The sequence below is a fragment of the Pseudomonas sp. FFPRI_1 genome (genome assembly GCF_055384485.1).
In genome coordinates, this window is the sequence record NZ_AP029168.1 from 2,249,630 (window position 1) to 2,266,698 (window position 17,069).

The window sequence follows — 17,069 nt, forward strand, 5'->3', positions numbered from 1 at the left end:
GCGCACGTCCAGGGCTTTCGCGGCTCCAGACTGTCATCAGCCTGTCACGCCTGCTTCATAAGCTCGCGCCATCTCAATCAAGGAGCGCGATATGCACCTCACTCGTTTAGGCGCGCTGGCGGCGCTGATGATCTTCAGTGGCCTGGCCAGTGCCGAAGTCCGTGTTGAAGGCCCTGTTGAATATGGCGTGTTCGAAGGGCCCAAGGCCGAGTTGCAATCGGGGGAGCGGGTGTTGCGGCGCAGCAACGAGACGATCCAGAAAACTGCCGTGGTTCCGGCCCGGCTCGGTACCAAGTTCGGCATGCGCTACCAGTTGCTGGGCAAGGTCGCCGAGGACCAGCCGCTGACCCTGCTTTACCTGACCCCGGGCATCCGTACCCCGGACGGGGTGCGTCATGACAAGTTCGAAGTCACCCAGAAGCTGGTGCCCAATGCGCCCCAGGATGTGATGGCTTACGAGTTCACCGAAAGCCATGAAGTGGTGCCTGGCGAATGGCACTTCATGGTCTTCCAGGGTGACCGTTTGTTGGTAGAACAGCGATTTTCTGTGCGCTGAATCGTTTTACGCCCTGGTATCGGAGTGCTAGGGCGTTTTGATATCACGTTTTTGTCTTACGCAATTTCCCGCTGGCCCGATACCGTCTAAGAGCACCTTGCTGCAAGGTCTTGCAGCGCTCTAGGAAGGAGCCAGAGGAATGAGTCTTAGAAGTCTTAATATTGCGCCTCGTGCGAGCCTGGGTTTTGGCTTGCTGGCGCTGATGGTCTTTGCCCTCGGGGCATTCGCGCTGGTGCAGATGGGCAACATGCGCCAGCAATCCGACGAGGTTGAAAGCAATTGGCTGCCCAGCGTCATGTCCGTCGGTGACATGAGCCAGGACCTGCTGCGCATTCGCGCCTTGACCCTGCGCCTGCTGATCAACCGCGATCCACAGGCGATCGCCCAGAACGAAAAAAAGATCAATGACATCAAGAGTGGCCTGGGCGTTGCCCAGGGGCGCTATGAGTCGCTGATCGTGCTGCCTCAGGAACGGGTCCTGTTCGATCGATTCAAGAGCCTTGAAAAACAGTACCTGGAGCGTCAGGCCCAGGTGATGGTGTTCTCCGCGCAGAATCAGCTGGAGGAAGCGGTCAAGGTGGTCAATGGCGAGATGAACCAGTTGGCCGATGAAATGGCCACGACCCTGCATGAGCTGATCGAGTTGAACAAGCAGAGTGCGACCCAGGCTACCGATCTGGCTCAGGCGGTGTTCAGCAAGTCGCGGGTGTGGGTGCTGGGGATGATCGCGGTGGCGGCGCTGGTGACCATTGGCCTGGCGCTGCTGTTGACTCGCAGTATCGTCCTGCCGCTGGCGCAGTCGCTGAGTGTGGCTGAGGTGGTGGCTGGCGGCGACCTGACCGGCACCATCACGGTGAGTGGCAAGGACGAGCCGGCGCGCCTGCTACAGGCGCTCAAGGCCATGCAGCACAACCTGCGGGAAACCATACGGCGCATCTCCGACTCTTCCAGCCAGCTGGCATCGGCTTCCGAAGAACTCAGTTGCGTCACCGAGGATGCAACCCGAGGCCTGCACCAGCAGAGCCTGGAGATCGAGCAGGCGGCCACGGCAGTCAACCAGATGACGGCGGCAGTGGAGGAGGTGGCAAGCAATGCGGTGGCCACCTCCGAGGCGTCCCGGGAGTCCGACCGGATTGCCCAGCACGGGCGCGAGCAGGTGCACCAGACGGTGCTGTCCATCGAGTCGCTGGCGCAGGACGTGACGACCAATGCCAGCCAGGTGGAGGACCTGGCGCAGAAGGTCTACGGCATCAGCAAGGTGCTGGATGTGATTCGCGCCATTGCCGAGCAGACCAACCTGCTGGCGTTGAACGCCGCCATCGAGGCTGCGCGAGCCGGGGATGCCGGGCGCGGGTTTGCCGTGGTGGCGGATGAAGTGCGGGCCCTGGCTCATCGAACCCAGCAGTCGACCCAGGAGATCGAACAGATGATCGGCGGAATCCAGCAGGGGACCGATCAGGCGGTCAGTTCCATGCAGCAGAGCAACAGCCGGGCCCACTCGACGCTGGAGGTGGCCAAGGCTGCCGGGCAGGCGCTGGAGGAGATCGCCACGGCCTTCACCCTGATCAACGAGCGCAACATCGTGATTGCCAGTGCCTCGGAGCAGCAGGCGGCGGTGGCCCGGGAGGTCGATCGCAACCTGATGAACATCCGCGACCTGGCCCTGCAGACCTCGGCGGGAGCCAACCAGACCAGCGCCGCCAGTCAGGAGCTGTCACGGCTGGCGGTGGATTTGAACACCATGGTGGCGCGCTTCTCGGTCTGAGCCCTACCGGCTCCAGCGGGATACACGCGGTGCGCAGGAACCGTTCGAGTGGCGAACGGCAGGCAAAGAAAAGCCCCGAACCAGTCGGGGCTTTTCATTGCCGCAGGCAGCGGGGCTTACTTGCCCTGCCAGCGCTTCAGTACCAGGGTGGCGTTGGTGCCGCCGAAGCCGAAGCTGTTGCTCATCACGGTGTTGATGGTGGCGTCTTCGCGAGTCTTGGTCAGGATCGGCATGTCGGCCACTTCCGGATCCAGCTCGTCGATGTTGGCCGAACCGGCCATGAAGTTGCCTTCCATCATCAGCATGCAGTAGATCGCTTCGTGAACGCCGGCGGCGCCCAGGGAGTGACCCGACAGGCTCTTGGTGGAGCTGATGGCCGGGGCCTTGTCGCCGAACAGTTCACGCACGCCTTTCATCTCCGCGACATCGCCGACCGGAGTCGAGGTGCCGTGGGTGTTCAGGTAGTCGATCGGTGCGTCGACGGTGGACATGGCCATCTGCATGCAACGGATGGCGCCTTCGCCGCTTGGCGCAACCATGTCGTAGCCATCGGAAGTGGCGCCGTAGCCGACGATTTCCGCGTAGATCTTGGCGCCACGGGCCAGAGCGTGCTCCAGCTCCTCGACCACCACCATGCCGCCGCCGCCGGCGATGACGAAACCGTCACGCTTGGCGTCGTAGGCGCGGGAGGCCTTTTCCGGGGTTTCGTTGTACTGGGTGGACAGGGCACCCATGGCGTCGAACAGGAACGACTGGGACCAATGCTCTTCTTCACCGCCACCGGCGAAGACGATGTCCTGCTTGCCCATCTGGATCTGTTCCATGGCGGTGCCGATGCAGTGTGCACTGGTGGCGCAGGCAGACGCGATGGAGTAGTTCAGGCCCTTGATCTTGAACGGCGTGGCCAGGCAGGCGGACACCGTGCTGCTCATGGTCCGCGTGACGCGGTACGGGCCAACGCGCTTGACGCCTTTCTCGCGCAGGATGTCCAGCGCTTCCATCTGGTTCAGGGTCGAGGCACCACCGGAACCGGCGATCAGGCCGGTACGCGGGTTGGACACCTGCTCTTCGCTCAGGCCGGAATCGGCGATGGCGTCTTTCATGGCCAGGTAGGCGTAAGCCGCTGCGTGGCCGACGAAACGATAGATCTTGCGGTCGATCAGTTCTTCGAGGTTCAGGTCAATGGAGCCGGAAACCTGGCTACGCAGACCCATTTCGGCATATTCCGGGTTGAAACGGATGCCAGGGCGACTTGCACGCAGGTTAGCGGAGACGGTCTCTTTGTCATTGCCCAGGCACGAAACGATGCCAAGACCAGTGATAACGACGCGGCGCATGCGGATAACCCTTAGAAGTTGTCAGTTGAGGTGAATACGCCGACCCGAAGGCCTTCGGCGGTGTAGATTTCGCGGCCGTCAACGCTGACCGAACCATCGGCGATGGCCATGTTCAGCTTGCCCTTGAGCACGCGCTTGATGTGAATGTTATAGGTGACTTTTTTCGCGGTCGGCAGTACCTGGCCGAAGAATTTCACTTCCCCTGAGCCCAGGGCGCGGCCGCGGCCCGGCAGACCCTGCCAGCCGAGGAAAAAACCGACCAGCTGCCACATGGCATCCAGGCCCAGGCAGCCCGGCATCACTGGATCGCCTTCGAAGTGGCAAGCGAAGAACCACAGGTCTGGAGTGATGTCCAGCTCAGCGACCAACTCACCTTTACCGTACTTGCCACCCTCTTCGCTGATATGGGTGATGCGATCCACCATCAGCATGTTGGGGGCGGGCAGTTGCGCGTTACCTGGGCCGAACAGCTCACCGCGACTGCAGCGCAGCAGGTCTTCCCGAGTAAAGGCGTTTTGTTTGGTCATGCGAGCTCCTCAATAGTCCCGTGCGGCAGGGTTGGGCAAATCTTCCCGGCCGATCGAAGCGTTCATGCCTCGAGCCGGCAGCCTACTCATAGACTATTGCGTTGTAGTGAAAGTCACAGCGCAAAGGGCATGAATGTACACTTGTGCACTGAAATTTTTTTTGAGGGCCTTTTCGGGCCCCGTCGGGTGCCTAAGACTGCCGCACTTTCGCCCCGCACGCCAGTCGAAGATGTTGGAAAATAGCCTGTTACTGCACCCAACGTTGGAGAATTTGCTGCAGATCCGCGCGCTTGAACGGCTTGGCCAGGTAGTCGTTCATGCCCGCTGCCAGGCAGGCCTCACGGTCGCCCTGCAAGGCATTGGCGGTCAGCGCGATGATCGGCAAATCGGCGCAACCGGGCAGTTGGCGGATCTGTCGGGTGGCTTCATAGCCGTCGACCAGCGGCAGTCGGCAATCCATCAGGATTGCCTCGAAAATCAGGCTTTCGGCACTGCGCACCGCTTGCGCACCGTCGGTGACGATGCTCACTGTGAAGCCCAGGCTGCGCAGCATGGCCTGGATCACCGTCTGGTTCACCGGGTTGTCTTCCACCAGCAGCACATTGCGGCCTTCGCCCTGGTGCACCGCGGTGCTGACTCGCGGGGCGAGCACCGGCAGGCTCTGCTGAAACAGCGCCAGGGGGATTTCCAGGGTGAACACCGAGCCTCGGCCTTCCTCGCTCTGGGCCCGCAGGGTGCCGCCCATGCGCTCGGCCAGGGTCCGGGCGATCGGCAAGCCCAGGCCGGTACCGCCGTAGCGCCGGGAAATCGAGCTGTCGGCCTGCTGGAAGGCATCGAACATCAGCTCCAGGCTGGCGGCGCTGATGCCGATTCCGCTGTCGCGCACAGCGCAGGTGAACCACAGCAGTTCGTGATCCAGGGCCTGCCACTGAGGTTCGATGGTGACGCTGCCCTGTTCGGTGAACTTCAGCGCGTTGCCGATCAGGTTGACCAGGATTTGCCTGATCCGCGTCGGATCGCCTTTGACCTGCAGCGATTCCATCCCCGGCGGCAGCCGCAACTGCAGGTCCAGGCCCCGCTGCAGCGCACTGTGCTGGAAGGCTTGGGCGGAACTGCTGATCAGCTCGGCGAGGTTGAATGGAATGTGCTCCAGCTCCAGGGCCGAGCGTTCGATGCGCGAGAAGTCGAGGATGTCGTTGATCACCTTCAGCAGGTGTTCGGTGGATTCCGAGGCCAGCGCCGCGTACTCGCTCTGCTCCTGAGTCATCTCGGTGGTTTCCAGCAGTTGCAGCATGCCCAGAACGCCGTTCATCGGCGTGCGCAGCTCGTGGCTCATCATCGCCAGGAAATCCGACTTGGCCTTGTTCGCCCGCTCGGCTTCCTCCCGAGTCTGGATCAGTTGGGACATGGCTTGCTGCTGTTCGCGGCTGGCCAGCTCCAGGCCGGCGGCGAGGTTGTTGATGTGCCGTGCCAGATTGCCCAGCTCGCCGTCGTCGACGATCGGCAGCGGGGTTTTGAAGTCACCTTCCTGGATCGCCTTGACCGCGTGGCCCATGGCACTGATGGGCTTGGCCAGGCCGGCCGCCAGGCGCCGGGCCAGGAGGTAGGTGAAGAGCAGGGCGAACAGGGCGAGGATCCCGGCCTTGAGGAGGATTTCCTGCTGGCGCTGGTTGAAGGCGTCGTTGGACATGCCGACGATGACCCGCCCCAGGTAGCCGTCGCCCTGGGTGTTGAAGGTGCTTGGGGCATTCTGCAGGAAGTCGTTGTGCACCTGGATCCGCTGCAGGCGCACCGGGGCCTGGAACACCTTGATCTGCTGTGCGTGCTGGCTGCGGGCGGAGGGTTGCTCGACGTACACCAAAATGTTGTTGGCACTGTCCTGGACCTCCAGGAAATGCACGTGGGGGGTCGCCAGGGTCGCTTGCAGGAGGCTTTCCAGGCCTTCGTTGTTGCCGGAAATCACCCCGTACTCGGTGGCGGGTGCCAGCTGGTTGGCGATCAACTGGCCGGTATGGTTCAGCTCTTGGCGCAGATCCTGGATCCGCACAAAGGTGAAGAAGCTGATCAGCAGCAGGGTCAGGAGCAGGGCCGGGCCCAGGCTGATGAGCTGAGTGCGGGTCTGGATGTCCCATCGGCGACGCACTGTCATGGGCGTTTTTCTCCTTCACTCAACTGGCGCGCGACGGCCTCCGGGTCGACTTCCTCTATGCCCAGGGAACGTGCCACCTGTGGGTTGCTCAGTACTTTGAAGGACCCCGGGTACTGCGCGCGTGGCCAGCGTGCCGGTGGTTGGTCGAGCAGGCTGTCCAGGGTCTGCAGCCAGTCCTGCTGGTCGCTGTAGGTGCTGGCCAGGCTGCCGGCCCGGACGAAGCCGGCATTGGGCCCGATCAGCGCCAGCTGGCGGGCGTAGCTGCTCAGTAGCAGGTTCTTCACGGTTTTCGGGTTGTACAGTTTCGGGTCATCCAGGCCCAGTAGCACGTCGCAGCTGCGCAACAGGTTTTGCAGCGGTCGGCTGTCGCTGGTGCTGTCCCAGGGCTGGGCGACGATCTCCATGCCCAGGGAGTGTGCCGCCAGGCGCAGCTCCTGGAGCAGGAACCGGCTGTCGTCGCTGTACAGCACGCCCACCCGGCGTACCTGCGGCAGGATGTTGTGGATCAGCTGCAGCTGGCGAGCCAGGGGCGGGTCGCTCCAGAGCAGGCTGAGCCTGGGGTGGACGCTGCCCTGCAGGCGCTGCTGGGCCTGCAGGCGGCTGATGCGCAGGACCAGGGTCGCCGGTCCCTGGGGCTCTTGCAGGCGCCAGTCGAGACTTTGCGGATCCAGCAGGATCAGGCGGGTGCCGCCGGGCAACTGGCCCGGTGCCGGCAGTTGTGCCAGTGGCATGAAGCGCACCCGGTCGAGGGGGCGCCGGGTGGCCAGTTCCTGGGTGAAGGTGCGTACGTTGTCGTTGTCTTCGTTGGCCACCAGCAAGACCTCGGCCGCCCACGACGGCGTGCACAGCAGCAGGCTCAGCACGATCAGGCCGAGGCGCAGGAGGCAACGAATGCGCAGGGCCCTCCAGGGGCGGCATGGGCCCATATCAGAACTCGAGCTCCGCGCTGAAATAGACCACATGCCGGGAATCGTAGCGATTGTCGGCGAAGGTGGTGGGCTCGTGGTCGAGGCGCTGCTGCAGGGTGCCGGCCAGTTCCAGGCTGGCCTTGCCCAGGGCCAGGCGCTTGGCGATGCGGGTGTCGACCCGTTCGAAGCGGTAGCCGTTGAGCGCATTGTCGCCATAGTAGAAGAGCGCGCTGGACCAGCCTCGGCCCCAATTGCGCAGCCAGCCGGCGGAGCCGCTGTTGCTGGCGGTCAGGTGTTGGTCCAGGCGGTTGCTGGCTTGTGCGTGGACGTAGGCGTAGGTCAGGCGCAGGCGGTCGGCGCGGCTCAGTTGCCAGTCGACCTGGGTCTCGGTGCCGGAGAAACGTGACGAGTTGCTGTTGCTGGCGATGTACTGATTGTTGCGCAGCGGCTCGCTGATCATCCCGGTGATTTCGTCGTAGAACAGTTTGACGTCGAGGTTCAGCGCCTGGTCGACGAAGTAGCCGTTGTAGCCCAGCTCCCGCGAACGCATGTGCTCCTGGTCGAGGTCACCGGGGCCGCGGGTCTTGACGAAGTACTGGGCGCTGGTCTGGCCGTTGAGCGGGGTGCTCAGGCCGGTGACCCGGTAGCTCCAGTTGACGTTGTTCTCGAACATGTCCGGGGAGCGGATGGCTTCCGAATACACGGCTCGCAAGCCATGGCGCGGGTTGATCAGGTAGTTGACCGCCACTCGCGGGGTCAGGGAGTTGCCGGTCAGCTGGGTGTCTTCGTACATTGCCCCGCCCTGGATCAGCCAGTGTTCACTGGCCCGCCATTCCAGCTGGCCGAACAGGCGCCAGGTGGTGTCATCGAGGGTGCCGTTGAAGTAGGTTTCGGAGTCGGCCCGGTCGTAACGATAGTTCATGCCGCTGACCAGGCGCAGGTTGTCCGAGAGGCTCAGGGTGTCCTGCAGTTCGAGGTCATAGCGGGTTTCCCGGGCGCTCTGGTCGATGTTGCCGCAGACGGTGTTCTTGCCACCGCCGGTTTTCCACTGGTCGATGACTTGGGTGGCCAATGCCTGTTCCGTCGGGGTTCCGCTGGGCGCTGCGCTTAAATAATCGGGCATGTGGCGCGCCAGGCGCTCGGCGTAGTTCGGATTGAGCTGCCACAGGCGCGTCAGCTCGGGGCTGAAGGAAATGGCCGCGTCGCAGGCGCGCCAGGTCTGCTGGCGATCCCAGTGCTGGGCCGAACCCTGGATATATAGGCTGTGCTGCGGATTGAGCTCCAGGTTCCAGCGCAGCGATCCGGCATAGTCCTTGGCCACCACGTCGGAATTGTTGCCTTGCTGGGACACGCCGTAGAACACCGGCTGATAGGTATACGGCCTCTGGTTGGTTCCTTCCTTGGCATTCAGCTGCCAGTCGATGCTCTGCTGTTCATTGAGCATCTGGCTCACCGACAGGCTGAAGCGGTTCAAGCGCTTGCTGTCGCGGTAGTCGGCGCCCAGGCGATTGTGGTCGAAGCCGTCATCTTCCTGGCCCGACAGCGACAACCGCAGGTCGCCGGTTTCCCAGCCGGTGCCCTGGCTGGCGTACCAGTCGCTGATGCCGCGCTGGCCCCGGGTCACCTTGATGCGCGTACCGTGGCTGCTGGCCGGCGAGCGGGTGATGATGTTGACCACCGCCATCAGTGCGTTGGCGCCGTAGCTGACGGTGTTGGGGCCGCGGAACACCTCGATGCGCTCGATGTCCTCCATGGCCACCGGGATATCGCTCCAGTCCACTGTCGCCAGCCCGGCGCGGTACACCGAGCGCCCGTCGATCAGGACCTGCATGCGCCGGGCTTGGCTGGCATTGGTGCCGTGATAGTTGACCGTCGCCTCGTTGCCGCTGACCGCCCCGACCATCATTCCCGGTACCAGGCGCAGCAGCTCGCTGATGTCCCGGGCGCCGCTGGCCTTGATCAGTTCGGTGTCGAGCACGGTCATGCTCCCGGGAACCGCGGCGGGGGACTGTTTCAGGCGCGTGGCGGTCAGTACCTCGGGCAGGGCCGGGCCGTCCAGGAACAGATCGTCGGCCAGCACCGAGTGGCCGAACAACATGCCCAGCAGCAATGACAGACGAAGAGGTGAGGGACCAACGGACACGACACAGCCTTGAATCTTGATGGATGGCGCGCATGTTAACCGAGACAGTCGAGTTTTCCAGTCGATAACCCCGACATTCCCCGAATGACTCCACCTGTTCCCGACAGAGCGCCTGAATGGTCGCTGGGGCTGGTGGTGAGAAAACCGCCCCGTATAATGCCGCCATCGCCACTGCTATGGATAAACGGATTGCATATGACACAACAGCGCCCTATTGCGGTCCTGGGAGGCGGAAGCTTTGGTACCGCCGTGGCCAATCTGCTGGCCGAGAACGGCCATCCGGTGCGGCAGTGGATGCGTGATCCCGAGCAGGCCGAGGCCATTCGGGTCAATCGCGAAAATCCGCGCTACCTCAAGGGCATCAAGATTCATCCGGCAGTGGAGCCGGTTACCGACCTGCTGGCCACCCTGAATGGCAGCGACCTGTGTTTTGTCGCCTTGCCCTCCAGCGCCCTGCGCTCGGTGCTGGCGCCCCACGCCGAGCTGCTCAGCGGCAAGATGCTGGTCAGCCTGACCAAGGGCATCGAAGCCCAGACCTTCAAACTGATGAGCGAGATTCTCGAAGAGATCGCGCCCCAGGCCCGGATCGGCGTGCTTTCGGGCCCCAACCTGGCCCGGGAAGTGGCCGAGCATGCCTTGACCGCCACGGTGGTCGCCAGTGAGGACGAAGCCCTGTGCCAGCAGGTCCAGGCCGCGTTGCATGGCCGGACCTTCCGGGTCTACGCCAGTGCCGACCGTTTCGGCGTGGAGCTGGGCGGGGCCTTGAAGAACGTCTACGCGATCATCGCCGGCATGGCGGTGGCCCTGGGTATGGGCGAGAACACCAAGAGCATGCTGATCACGCGCGCGCTGGCGGAAATGACTCGCTTTGCCGTGAGCCAGGGCGCCAACCCCATGACCTTCCTCGGCCTGGCCGGGGTCGGCGACCTGATCGTCACCTGTTCCTCGCCCAAGAGCCGCAACTACCAGGTGGGCTTTGCCCTGGGCCAGGGCTTGAGCCTGGAGGAGGCGGTGACCCGCCTGGGTGAAGTGGCCGAAGGCGTCAACACCCTCAAGGTGCTCAAGGCCAAGGCCCAGGAGCTTGGGGTGTACATGCCGCTGGTGGCCGGGCTGCACGCGATCCTGTTCGAAGGGCGTACGCTGAACCAGGTGATCGAGTTGCTGATGCGCGGCGAGCCGAAAACCGACGTCGACTTTATCTCCACCAGCGGATTCAACTGAGCAGTACAGGAGCCAGATATGAACGATACGAATTCCGAAGCCAAATACGAATCCATCCTCCTGCGCGTGTTGTGGATGCTGGTGTTCGTGCTGGTGTGGCAGGTGGCCCAGTTTCTGCTCGGCGCCCTGGTCCTGGTGCAGTTGATCTATCGGCTGATCTACGGCGCGCCAAATGCCAGCCTGATGAATTTTGGTGACAGCCTGAGCCAGTTCCTGGCCCAGATCGGCCGTTTCGGCAGCTTCCACACTGAACACAAGCCCTGGCCGTTCGCCGATTGGCCAACCCCGCGGGCGCCTGAGGGCGAAGCCCCCCACAGCGTGCCGCCCGCCGCCCATCCGGCCCGTGACGAGGAGCCCAAGCTGTGAAGCTGTGGGTACTGCGGCATGGCCAGGCCGAATCCCATGCGGCCACCGATGCCGAGCGCAATCTCACCGCTCACGGTCGCGAGGAGGTGCTGCGCAGCGCTGCGCAGCTGATCGGCCAGCCCATCAGCGCGATCATCGCCAGCCCTTACGTGCGCGCCCAGCAGACCGCCCAACTGGTGCATCAGGCCCTGGGCTTCGAGGGTGAAATCCGCACGGTGTCCTGGCTGATGCCCGAGGCCAATCCGCTGCTGGTGCTGGAGCAGTTGGAGAGTGCCGACAACCTGCTGCTGGTCAGCCATCAACCCCTGGTGGGCAACCTGATCGGTCTGTTGCAGCACGGCCATCTGCGCGATCCTCAGCCCATGAACACCGCCAGCCTGGCGGAACTGGAAGGCGACTGGCCACTGGCGGGGCTGATGACCCTCAATGGCGTCAAGCATCCCTGATGCCCGCGGCGGCCTGCCAAACCCAGGCCGCCGCTGTATCCGGACCTGAGCGATAGCCGATAGTGATTCGCTACATTTCTTAACTTGCAGCGCTCCTGTGTGCGTGGAATAGTCGACCGAGCAAGTGCTTGGTTGGCTGGTATCACGAACAGAATAAGAACAAAGGAGCGAGTCATGTCTGCTGCTTTTCGTTTGCCGCTGCAAGTGTTCTACGAGCGCGAAGCTCGTCATCCCCAGCAACGCTTTCTGGTCCAGCCCAGCGCTGGCGGACAGGTGCAAGAGCTGAACTGGTTCGAGGTCGGCCAGCAGGCCCGACGTGCCGCTCAATGGCTGCGGGAGCGGCAACTGGCCCCGGGCAGCCATATCGCCATCATCGGCAAGAACTCCGCGCACTGGATCATCAGCGACCTGGCGATCTGGATGGCCGGCCACGTTTCGGTGCCGCTGTACCCCAACCTTACCGCCGAATCGGTGGCCCAGGTGCTGGAGCATTCCGAGTCGGCCCTGGTGTTCATCGGCAAGCTCGATGACTGGCCGGGCATGGCGCCGGGAGTCCGCGCCGGGTTGCCCAGCATCCGTCTGCCGCTGGGCCCCGAAGGCCATTTCGACTTCAGCTGGGACGACCTCCAGCGCTGCGAGCCGATCACGGACAACCCGAGCCCGGCGGCGGACCAGTTGGCCACCATCATCTATACCTCCGGCACCACGGGCCTGCCCAAGGGCGTCATGCACAGCTTTGCCAACCTGGGCTTCGCCGCCAGCCACGGCGTCCAGCTCTTCGGCCTGGGCCCCGAGGACCGGCTGCTGTCCTACCTGCCGCTGTGCCACGTGGCCGAACGCATGTTCGTCGAGCTGGCGGCGATCTACACCGGGCAGACGGTGTTCTTCGCCGAGAGCCTGGACACCTTCCTCGCCGACCTGCAACGGGCCAGGCCCACGGCGCTGTTCGGCGTGCCGCGGATCTGGACCAAGTTCCAGATGGGGGTCTACAGCAAGGTCCCGGCCAAGCGCCTGGAGTTTCTCCTGGGCCTGCCCTTCATCGGCAAGCGCGTTGGCCACAAGGTCCTCGCCGGCCTGGGCCTGGACGCCTTGCGGGTGGCCCTGTCGGGAGCGGCGCCGGTCCCCCAGACGTTGCTGCACTGGTATCGCCGCCTGGGCCTGGACGTGCTGGAGGTGTACGGCATGACCGAGAGTTGCGGTTACTCCCACATCGGCCGCTCCGGGGAACATGTTCCCGGGTGGATTGGCCGGCCCTGCCCGGAGGTGGTGGTGCGCATCGACGAGGCCGGGGAGGTCCAGGTCAGCAGTGGCGCCACCATGCAGGGCTACTACAAGGACCCGCAGAAAACCCGGGAGACCATCACCGAGGATGGGTTCCTGCGCACCGGCGACAAGGGCGAACAGGATGCCGCGGGCAACCTGCGCCTGACCGGCCGGCTCAAGGAAATCTTCAAGACCAGCAAGGGCAAGTACGTGGCCCCGGCCCCGATCGAGAACCGCCTGGCGGTGCATTCGCACATCGAGCAGGTGTGTGTGGTGGGCGACGGATTGAGTGCGCCGCTGGGCTTGTGCGTGCTGTCGGCGGCGGGATTGCAGGCTGCTGCCGGCAATGCCCGGGAGGGCCTGCACAGCAGCCTGGAAAACCTGCTGGCCCAGGTCAATACCAGCCTGGACAAGCATGAACGCCTGCACCGACTGGTGGTGGTCAAGGACAGCTGGGCGGTGGAAAACGGTTTCCTGACCCCGACCCTGAAGATCAAGCGCAACGTGATCGAGGCCACCTATGGCGGCAATTTCCAGAGCTGGAGCGAGCGCAGCGAAGCCGTGCTGTGGCAGGATTGAGCGGCACCAACCACCCAAAGAAGGAAGCGGCGATGAGTCTGTGGCGTACCATTCCGAACATCGAACAATTGAATGCAATCCAGAAGAACACCATCGGCGAAGTGCTGGATATTCGCTTCGAGTCCTATGACGAGCAATCGCTGACGGCGAGCATGGTCATCGACCATCGCACCCACCAGCCCTATGGCCTGTTGCACGGTGGGGCCTCGGTGGTACTGGCGGAAACCGTCGGCTCCATGGCCAGCTACCTGTGCATCGATGCCAGCAAGTTCTACTGCGTGGGGCTGGAGATCAACGCCAATCACCTGCGGGGCTTGCGCAGCGGTCGGGTCACGGCGGTGGCCAGGGCGATTCATATCGGTCGCACCACCCACGTCTGGGACATCCGCCTGAGCAGTGATGAAGGCAAGGCCAGTTGCGTTTCGCGCCTGACCATGGCGGTGGTGCCGCTGGGGCAGACCCCGCCGGCAGCCTGAGGGCCGGCTACATAGGCTGAGCCCGGGTGTCAGTATTCCTGTCCGTTACGGTCATTGCCCTGGTGCAGGGGCTTGCGGACAATCGCAACTCGTTTGATGGATGGATGTGCCGGTATGTCGCAACAGGTGTTTTTCGCTCACGCCAATGGGTTTCCATCGGGCACCTACGGCAAGCTGTTCGCTGCCCTGGCGCCTGAATTCGATGTGGTCCATTTGCCGCAGCATGCCCACGATCCGCGCTTTCCGGTGGACGATAACTGGCGCAGCCTGGTGGACGAACTGATCCACCACCTGCAACAGCAGGCCGAGCCTGTCTGGGGCGTGGGGCATTCGCTGGGCGGGGTGCTGCACTTGCATGCGGCGCTGCGCTGCCCGGAGCTGTATCGCGGGGTGGTGATGCTCGACTCGCCGGTACTGACCCGGGCCGACCAGTGGGTGATCCGCGCGGCCAAGCGCTTTGGCTTCATCGACCGCCTGACCCCGGCCGGGCGAACCCTGGGACGTCGCGAAGAGTTCGCCGATATCGAGTCCGCGCGCAGTTATTTTTCCCGCAAGACGCTGTTTCGCGCCTTCGATCCGGACTGCCTCGACGCCTATCTGCAGTACGGCCTGCAGCCGGTGGGCGATCGCCTGCGCTTGCGCTTCGATCCGGCCACCGAGATCAGCATCTATCGCGGCGTGCCCCACACCAGCCCGGGTAGCGCCCGTCAGCTCAAGGTGCCCCTGGCGGTCGTGCGCGGCCAGCAGAGCCGGGTGGTGATGCGACATCACACCAGCGCCGTCGGGCGCATGCCCCAGGGCGAGTCGCTGACCATGCCAGGCGGCCACATGTTTCCCCTTGAGCGGCCCCAGGACACGGCGACCCTGCTCAAGGCGCTGTTCAGCCGTTGGGAAGGCCGCCAGCCACGGAGTTGTGCATGAGCGCTGCCGTTGAAGAAGTCCGCCTGAGCCTGCCCCATATCGAGCTGGCGGCCCATCTGTTCGGGCCCGAGGACGGCTTGCCGGTCATCGCCCTGCATGGCTGGCTGGACAATGCCAACAGCTTTGCCCGCCTGGCGCCCAGGCTCAAGGGCCTGCGCATCATTGCTCTGGACCTGGCGGGGCACGGTCACTCCGGGCATCGTCCCCCGGGGGCCGGCTACGCCCTCTGGGACTATGCGTACGACGTGCTGCAGGTGGCGGAGCAACTGGGCTGGAAACGCTTTGCCCTGATCGGCCACTCCCTGGGGGCGATTGTGTCCCTGGTGCTGGCAGCAGCGCTGCCGGAGCGGGTCAGCCACCTGGCCTTGATCGATGGCGTCGTTCCGCCGACGGCCAGTGCCGAGGGCAGCGCCGAGCGCCTGGGCATGGCGTTGCAGGCGCAGTTGGCCTTGCAGGGCAAGAGCAAGCCGGTCTACAGCACCCTGGAACGGGCCATCGAGGCGCGGATGAAGGGGTTGGTGGCGGTCAGTCGCGAAGCTGCCGAATTGCTGGCCCAGCGTGGCCTGATGCCGGTGCCGGGCGGGTATACCTGGCGCAGCGACAGTCGCCTGACCCTGGCTTCGCCACTGCGTTTGACCGATGAGCAGGCGATGTCCTTCGTCCAGCGAGTCAGTTGCCCGACGCAACTGGTGGTGGCCGCGGATGGCATGCTGGCCAAGCACGACGCCCTGTTGCAGCGCTTGCCCTTTAGCCGTGAACAGCTGCCGGGCGGGCATCACCTGCACCTCAACGACGAAATCGGTGCAGGCTTTGTCGCAGACTGTTTCAATCGGTTTTTCGCCGTTCCTTGACTTGACCGGGTCAACTGTCGAGGCTGGGCGGGTTGAAATGGGAGACAACCATGATAGATCTGTACACCGCTGCGACCCCCAATGGCCACAAGGTTTCGATCCTGCTTGAAGAACTCGGCCTGCCCTATACGGTGCATGCCCTGAGTTTCGACAAGCAGGAGCAAAAGGCGCCGGCGTTTCTGAAGATCAATCCCAATGGGCGTATTCCGGCGATTGTCGACCGTGACAACGACGATTTCGCAGTATTCGAATCCGGCGCCATCCTGGTGTACCTCGCCGAACGCAGCGGCCAGTTGCTGCCTGCCGACCCCAAGGGCCGCTCCATCGTCATGCAATGGCTGATGTTCCAGATGGGCGGCATAGGGCCCATGCAGGGCCAGGCCAACGTGTTCTTCCGCTATTTCCCGGAAAAGCTCCAGGGCGCCATCGATCGCTATCAGCATGAAACCCGGCGCCTGTATGAAGTGCTCGACACGCGCCTGCAACAGGCCGAATACCTGGCCGGGGACTACAGCATTGCCGACATCGCGACCTTCCCCTGGGTGCGCGGTCATGAGTGGTCCGACGTCTCGGTGCAGGGCTTGCCGGCCCTGCAACGCTGGATGGCGGCCCTGGAGGCCCGGCCTGCGGTCCAGCGCGGCTTGCAGATTCCGCAGCGCAACGATGACGCCAGTGTCGTCAAGGGTGCCCAGGCCATGCTTATCCGATGAGAGCCTCCATGCGTTCAATCAGTGTTCTGGGCCTGTCCTTCGTCAGTGCCCTGGCGGTCGCCGCCGACCTGCCCGGCAGCCACGACCTGCCCCTGGTGCCCCGTCTGACCGATGCCCAGATCGTCGACTACCGACCCGAAGTGGAGCAGGAACGGGTCTACCCCATGGGCTCGATCCGCAAGATCAGCGGCCAGTTGCGTTTCGACGGCCAGGTCAATGCCCGGGGCAAGCTCACCGCCATCACCTACCAGCTACCGGCCGAGCGCACCTCCACCGAAGCATTCACCCTGGCGCGGGAAGCCTTGCAGAAGCAGGGGGCCGAGCTGTTGTTCTGGTGCCAGGCGCGGGACTGCGGTGAGAGCAGCCTGTGGGCCAACGAAGTCTTCGGCAACGCCAAGCTGCTGGGGGCCGACGAGCAGCAGGCCTATCTGTTGCTGCGCCTGGCAGCGCCCCAGGACAACTCCCTGGTGGCCCTGTACAGCATCACCCGGGGCAATCGCCGGGCCTACCTGCATGTGGAGCAATTCGATGCCAGCGCGCCCCTGGGTGATCTGTTGCCGACCTCGGCGACCCTGCTGCGGCAGTTGAAGGACACCGGTACGCTGGACCTGCCGAAGCTGAGCGCGGGGCCCCAGCCGGCCTGGCTCAACCTGCTGTCCCGCGGGCTGAACCTGGACACCACGATGCGTGTCAGCCTCTCCGGCAAGCAGGCCGAAGCCTGGCGCCAGGCCCTGATCGGCCAGGGCGTGCTGGCGACGCGCATGGAAACCGGCGACACCGAAGCCACCGGCCTGCATTTCGAATTACTGCGTTAAGCTGTTTCAGGCGGCCTGCGATTGCGGGTTCGCCTA

General features: G+C 63.9%; 16 protein-coding genes and 1 pseudogene. 12 read left to right on the forward strand and 5 right to left on the reverse strand.

Annotated features, from left to right (window positions below; translation table 11 throughout):
• The first annotated feature begins 91 nt into the window (after positions 1-91).
• From ACZ5BO_RS10180 to ACZ5BO_RS10190, 3 genes and pseudogenes are all read left to right on the forward strand, one after another.
• Positions 92-556, forward strand: a complete 465-nt coding sequence (locus ACZ5BO_RS10180; protein ID WP_025128649.1) for a DUF3859 domain-containing protein — start codon at positions 92-94, stop codon at positions 554-556.
• A 139-nt stretch (positions 557-695) separates the two neighbouring features.
• Positions 696-1,466: pseudogene (locus ACZ5BO_RS10185) on the forward strand (MCP four helix bundle domain-containing protein); the annotation flags it as partial.
• Positions 1,458-2,321 carry a methyl-accepting chemotaxis protein gene (locus ACZ5BO_RS10190; protein ID WP_464701218.1) on the forward strand — a complete coding sequence of 288 codons (864 nt, stop codon included), beginning with the start codon at positions 1,458-1,460 and terminating at the stop codon, positions 2,319-2,321. The pseudogene ACZ5BO_RS10185 and the gene ACZ5BO_RS10190, both read left to right, overlap by 9 nt.
• 116 nt (positions 2,322-2,437) lie before the next feature.
• On the opposite strand, the gene fabB is transcribed toward ACZ5BO_RS10190, so the two are convergent.
• From fabB to ACZ5BO_RS10215, 5 genes are all read right to left on the reverse strand, one after another.
• Positions 2,438-3,658, reverse strand: a complete 1,221-nt coding sequence (gene fabB / locus ACZ5BO_RS10195) for a beta-ketoacyl-ACP synthase I (RefSeq protein WP_464699533.1) — start codon at positions 3,656-3,658, stop codon at positions 2,438-2,440.
• Between the two features lie 11 nt (positions 3,659-3,669).
• Positions 3,670-4,185 carry a 3-hydroxyacyl-[acyl-carrier-protein] dehydratase FabA gene (fabA, locus tag ACZ5BO_RS10200; protein ID WP_011060067.1) on the reverse strand — a complete coding sequence of 172 codons (516 nt, stop codon included), beginning with the start codon at positions 4,183-4,185 and terminating at the stop codon, positions 3,670-3,672.
• A gap of 247 nt (positions 4,186-4,432) precedes the next feature.
• Entirely contained in the window at positions 4,433-6,334 is a 1,902-nt protein-coding gene (locus ACZ5BO_RS10205) for an ATP-binding protein (RefSeq protein WP_025128652.1), read from the reverse strand.
• On the reverse strand, positions 6,331-7,260 hold the full coding sequence (locus tag ACZ5BO_RS10210) for an ABC transporter substrate-binding protein (protein WP_464699536.1): 930 nt from the start codon (positions 7,258-7,260) through the stop codon (positions 6,331-6,333). Before ACZ5BO_RS10210 ends, ACZ5BO_RS10205 begins: the two co-directional genes overlap by 4 nt.
• A 1-nt stretch (position 7,261) precedes the next feature.
• Entirely contained in the window at positions 7,262-9,385 is a 2,124-nt protein-coding gene (locus ACZ5BO_RS10215; RefSeq protein ID WP_464699538.1) for a TonB-dependent receptor plug domain-containing protein, read from the reverse strand.
• A gap of 195 nt (positions 9,386-9,580) precedes the next feature.
• Here ACZ5BO_RS10215 and ACZ5BO_RS10220 point away from each other — a divergent pair, with 195 nt between their 5' ends.
• From ACZ5BO_RS10220 to ACZ5BO_RS10260, 9 genes are all read left to right on the forward strand, one after another.
• A complete protein-coding gene (locus ACZ5BO_RS10220) occupies positions 9,581-10,606 on the forward strand; it encodes an NAD(P)H-dependent glycerol-3-phosphate dehydrogenase (RefSeq protein ID WP_025128655.1) in 1,026 nt (341 codons plus the stop codon).
• A gap of 18 nt (positions 10,607-10,624) precedes the next feature.
• Positions 10,625-10,972 (forward strand): DUF4389 domain-containing protein, encoded by a 348-nt coding sequence (locus ACZ5BO_RS10225; RefSeq protein ID WP_025128656.1) that lies wholly within the window; start codon positions 10,625-10,627, stop codon positions 10,970-10,972.
• Positions 10,969-11,418, forward strand: coding sequence for a phosphohistidine phosphatase SixA (gene sixA, locus ACZ5BO_RS10230; RefSeq protein WP_464699541.1), 450 nt, complete (start codon positions 10,969-10,971; stop codon positions 11,416-11,418). The genes ACZ5BO_RS10225 and sixA overlap by 4 nt, the downstream gene beginning before the upstream one ends.
• A 174-nt stretch (positions 11,419-11,592) precedes the next feature.
• A complete protein-coding gene (locus ACZ5BO_RS10235) occupies positions 11,593-13,260 on the forward strand; it encodes an AMP-binding protein (protein ID WP_464699542.1) in 1,668 nt (555 codons plus the stop codon).
• Positions 13,261-13,292: 32 nt separating this feature from the next.
• Positions 13,293-13,736 (forward strand): hotdog fold thioesterase, encoded by a 444-nt coding sequence (locus ACZ5BO_RS10240; RefSeq protein WP_025128659.1) that lies wholly within the window; start codon positions 13,293-13,295, stop codon positions 13,734-13,736.
• 114 nt (positions 13,737-13,850) lie between these two features.
• Positions 13,851-14,657 carry an alpha/beta fold hydrolase gene (locus tag ACZ5BO_RS10245; RefSeq protein ID WP_464699544.1) on the forward strand — a complete coding sequence of 269 codons (807 nt, stop codon included), beginning with the start codon at positions 13,851-13,853 and terminating at the stop codon, positions 14,655-14,657.
• A complete protein-coding gene (locus ACZ5BO_RS10250) occupies positions 14,654-15,508 on the forward strand; it encodes an alpha/beta hydrolase (RefSeq protein WP_025128661.1) in 855 nt (284 codons plus the stop codon). Before ACZ5BO_RS10245 ends, ACZ5BO_RS10250 begins: the two co-directional genes overlap by 4 nt.
• 50 nt (positions 15,509-15,558) lie before the next feature.
• The gene (locus ACZ5BO_RS10255; protein WP_464699547.1) at positions 15,559-16,218 is read left to right on the forward strand and encodes a glutathione S-transferase family protein; all 660 of its coding nucleotides are present in this window, start codon (positions 15,559-15,561) and stop codon (positions 16,216-16,218) included.
• 8 nt (positions 16,219-16,226) lie between these two features.
• Positions 16,227-17,033 carry a DUF4892 domain-containing protein gene (locus ACZ5BO_RS10260; RefSeq protein WP_464699549.1) on the forward strand — a complete coding sequence of 269 codons (807 nt, stop codon included), beginning with the start codon at positions 16,227-16,229 and terminating at the stop codon, positions 17,031-17,033.
• Positions 17,034-17,069: the final 36 nt, after the last annotated feature.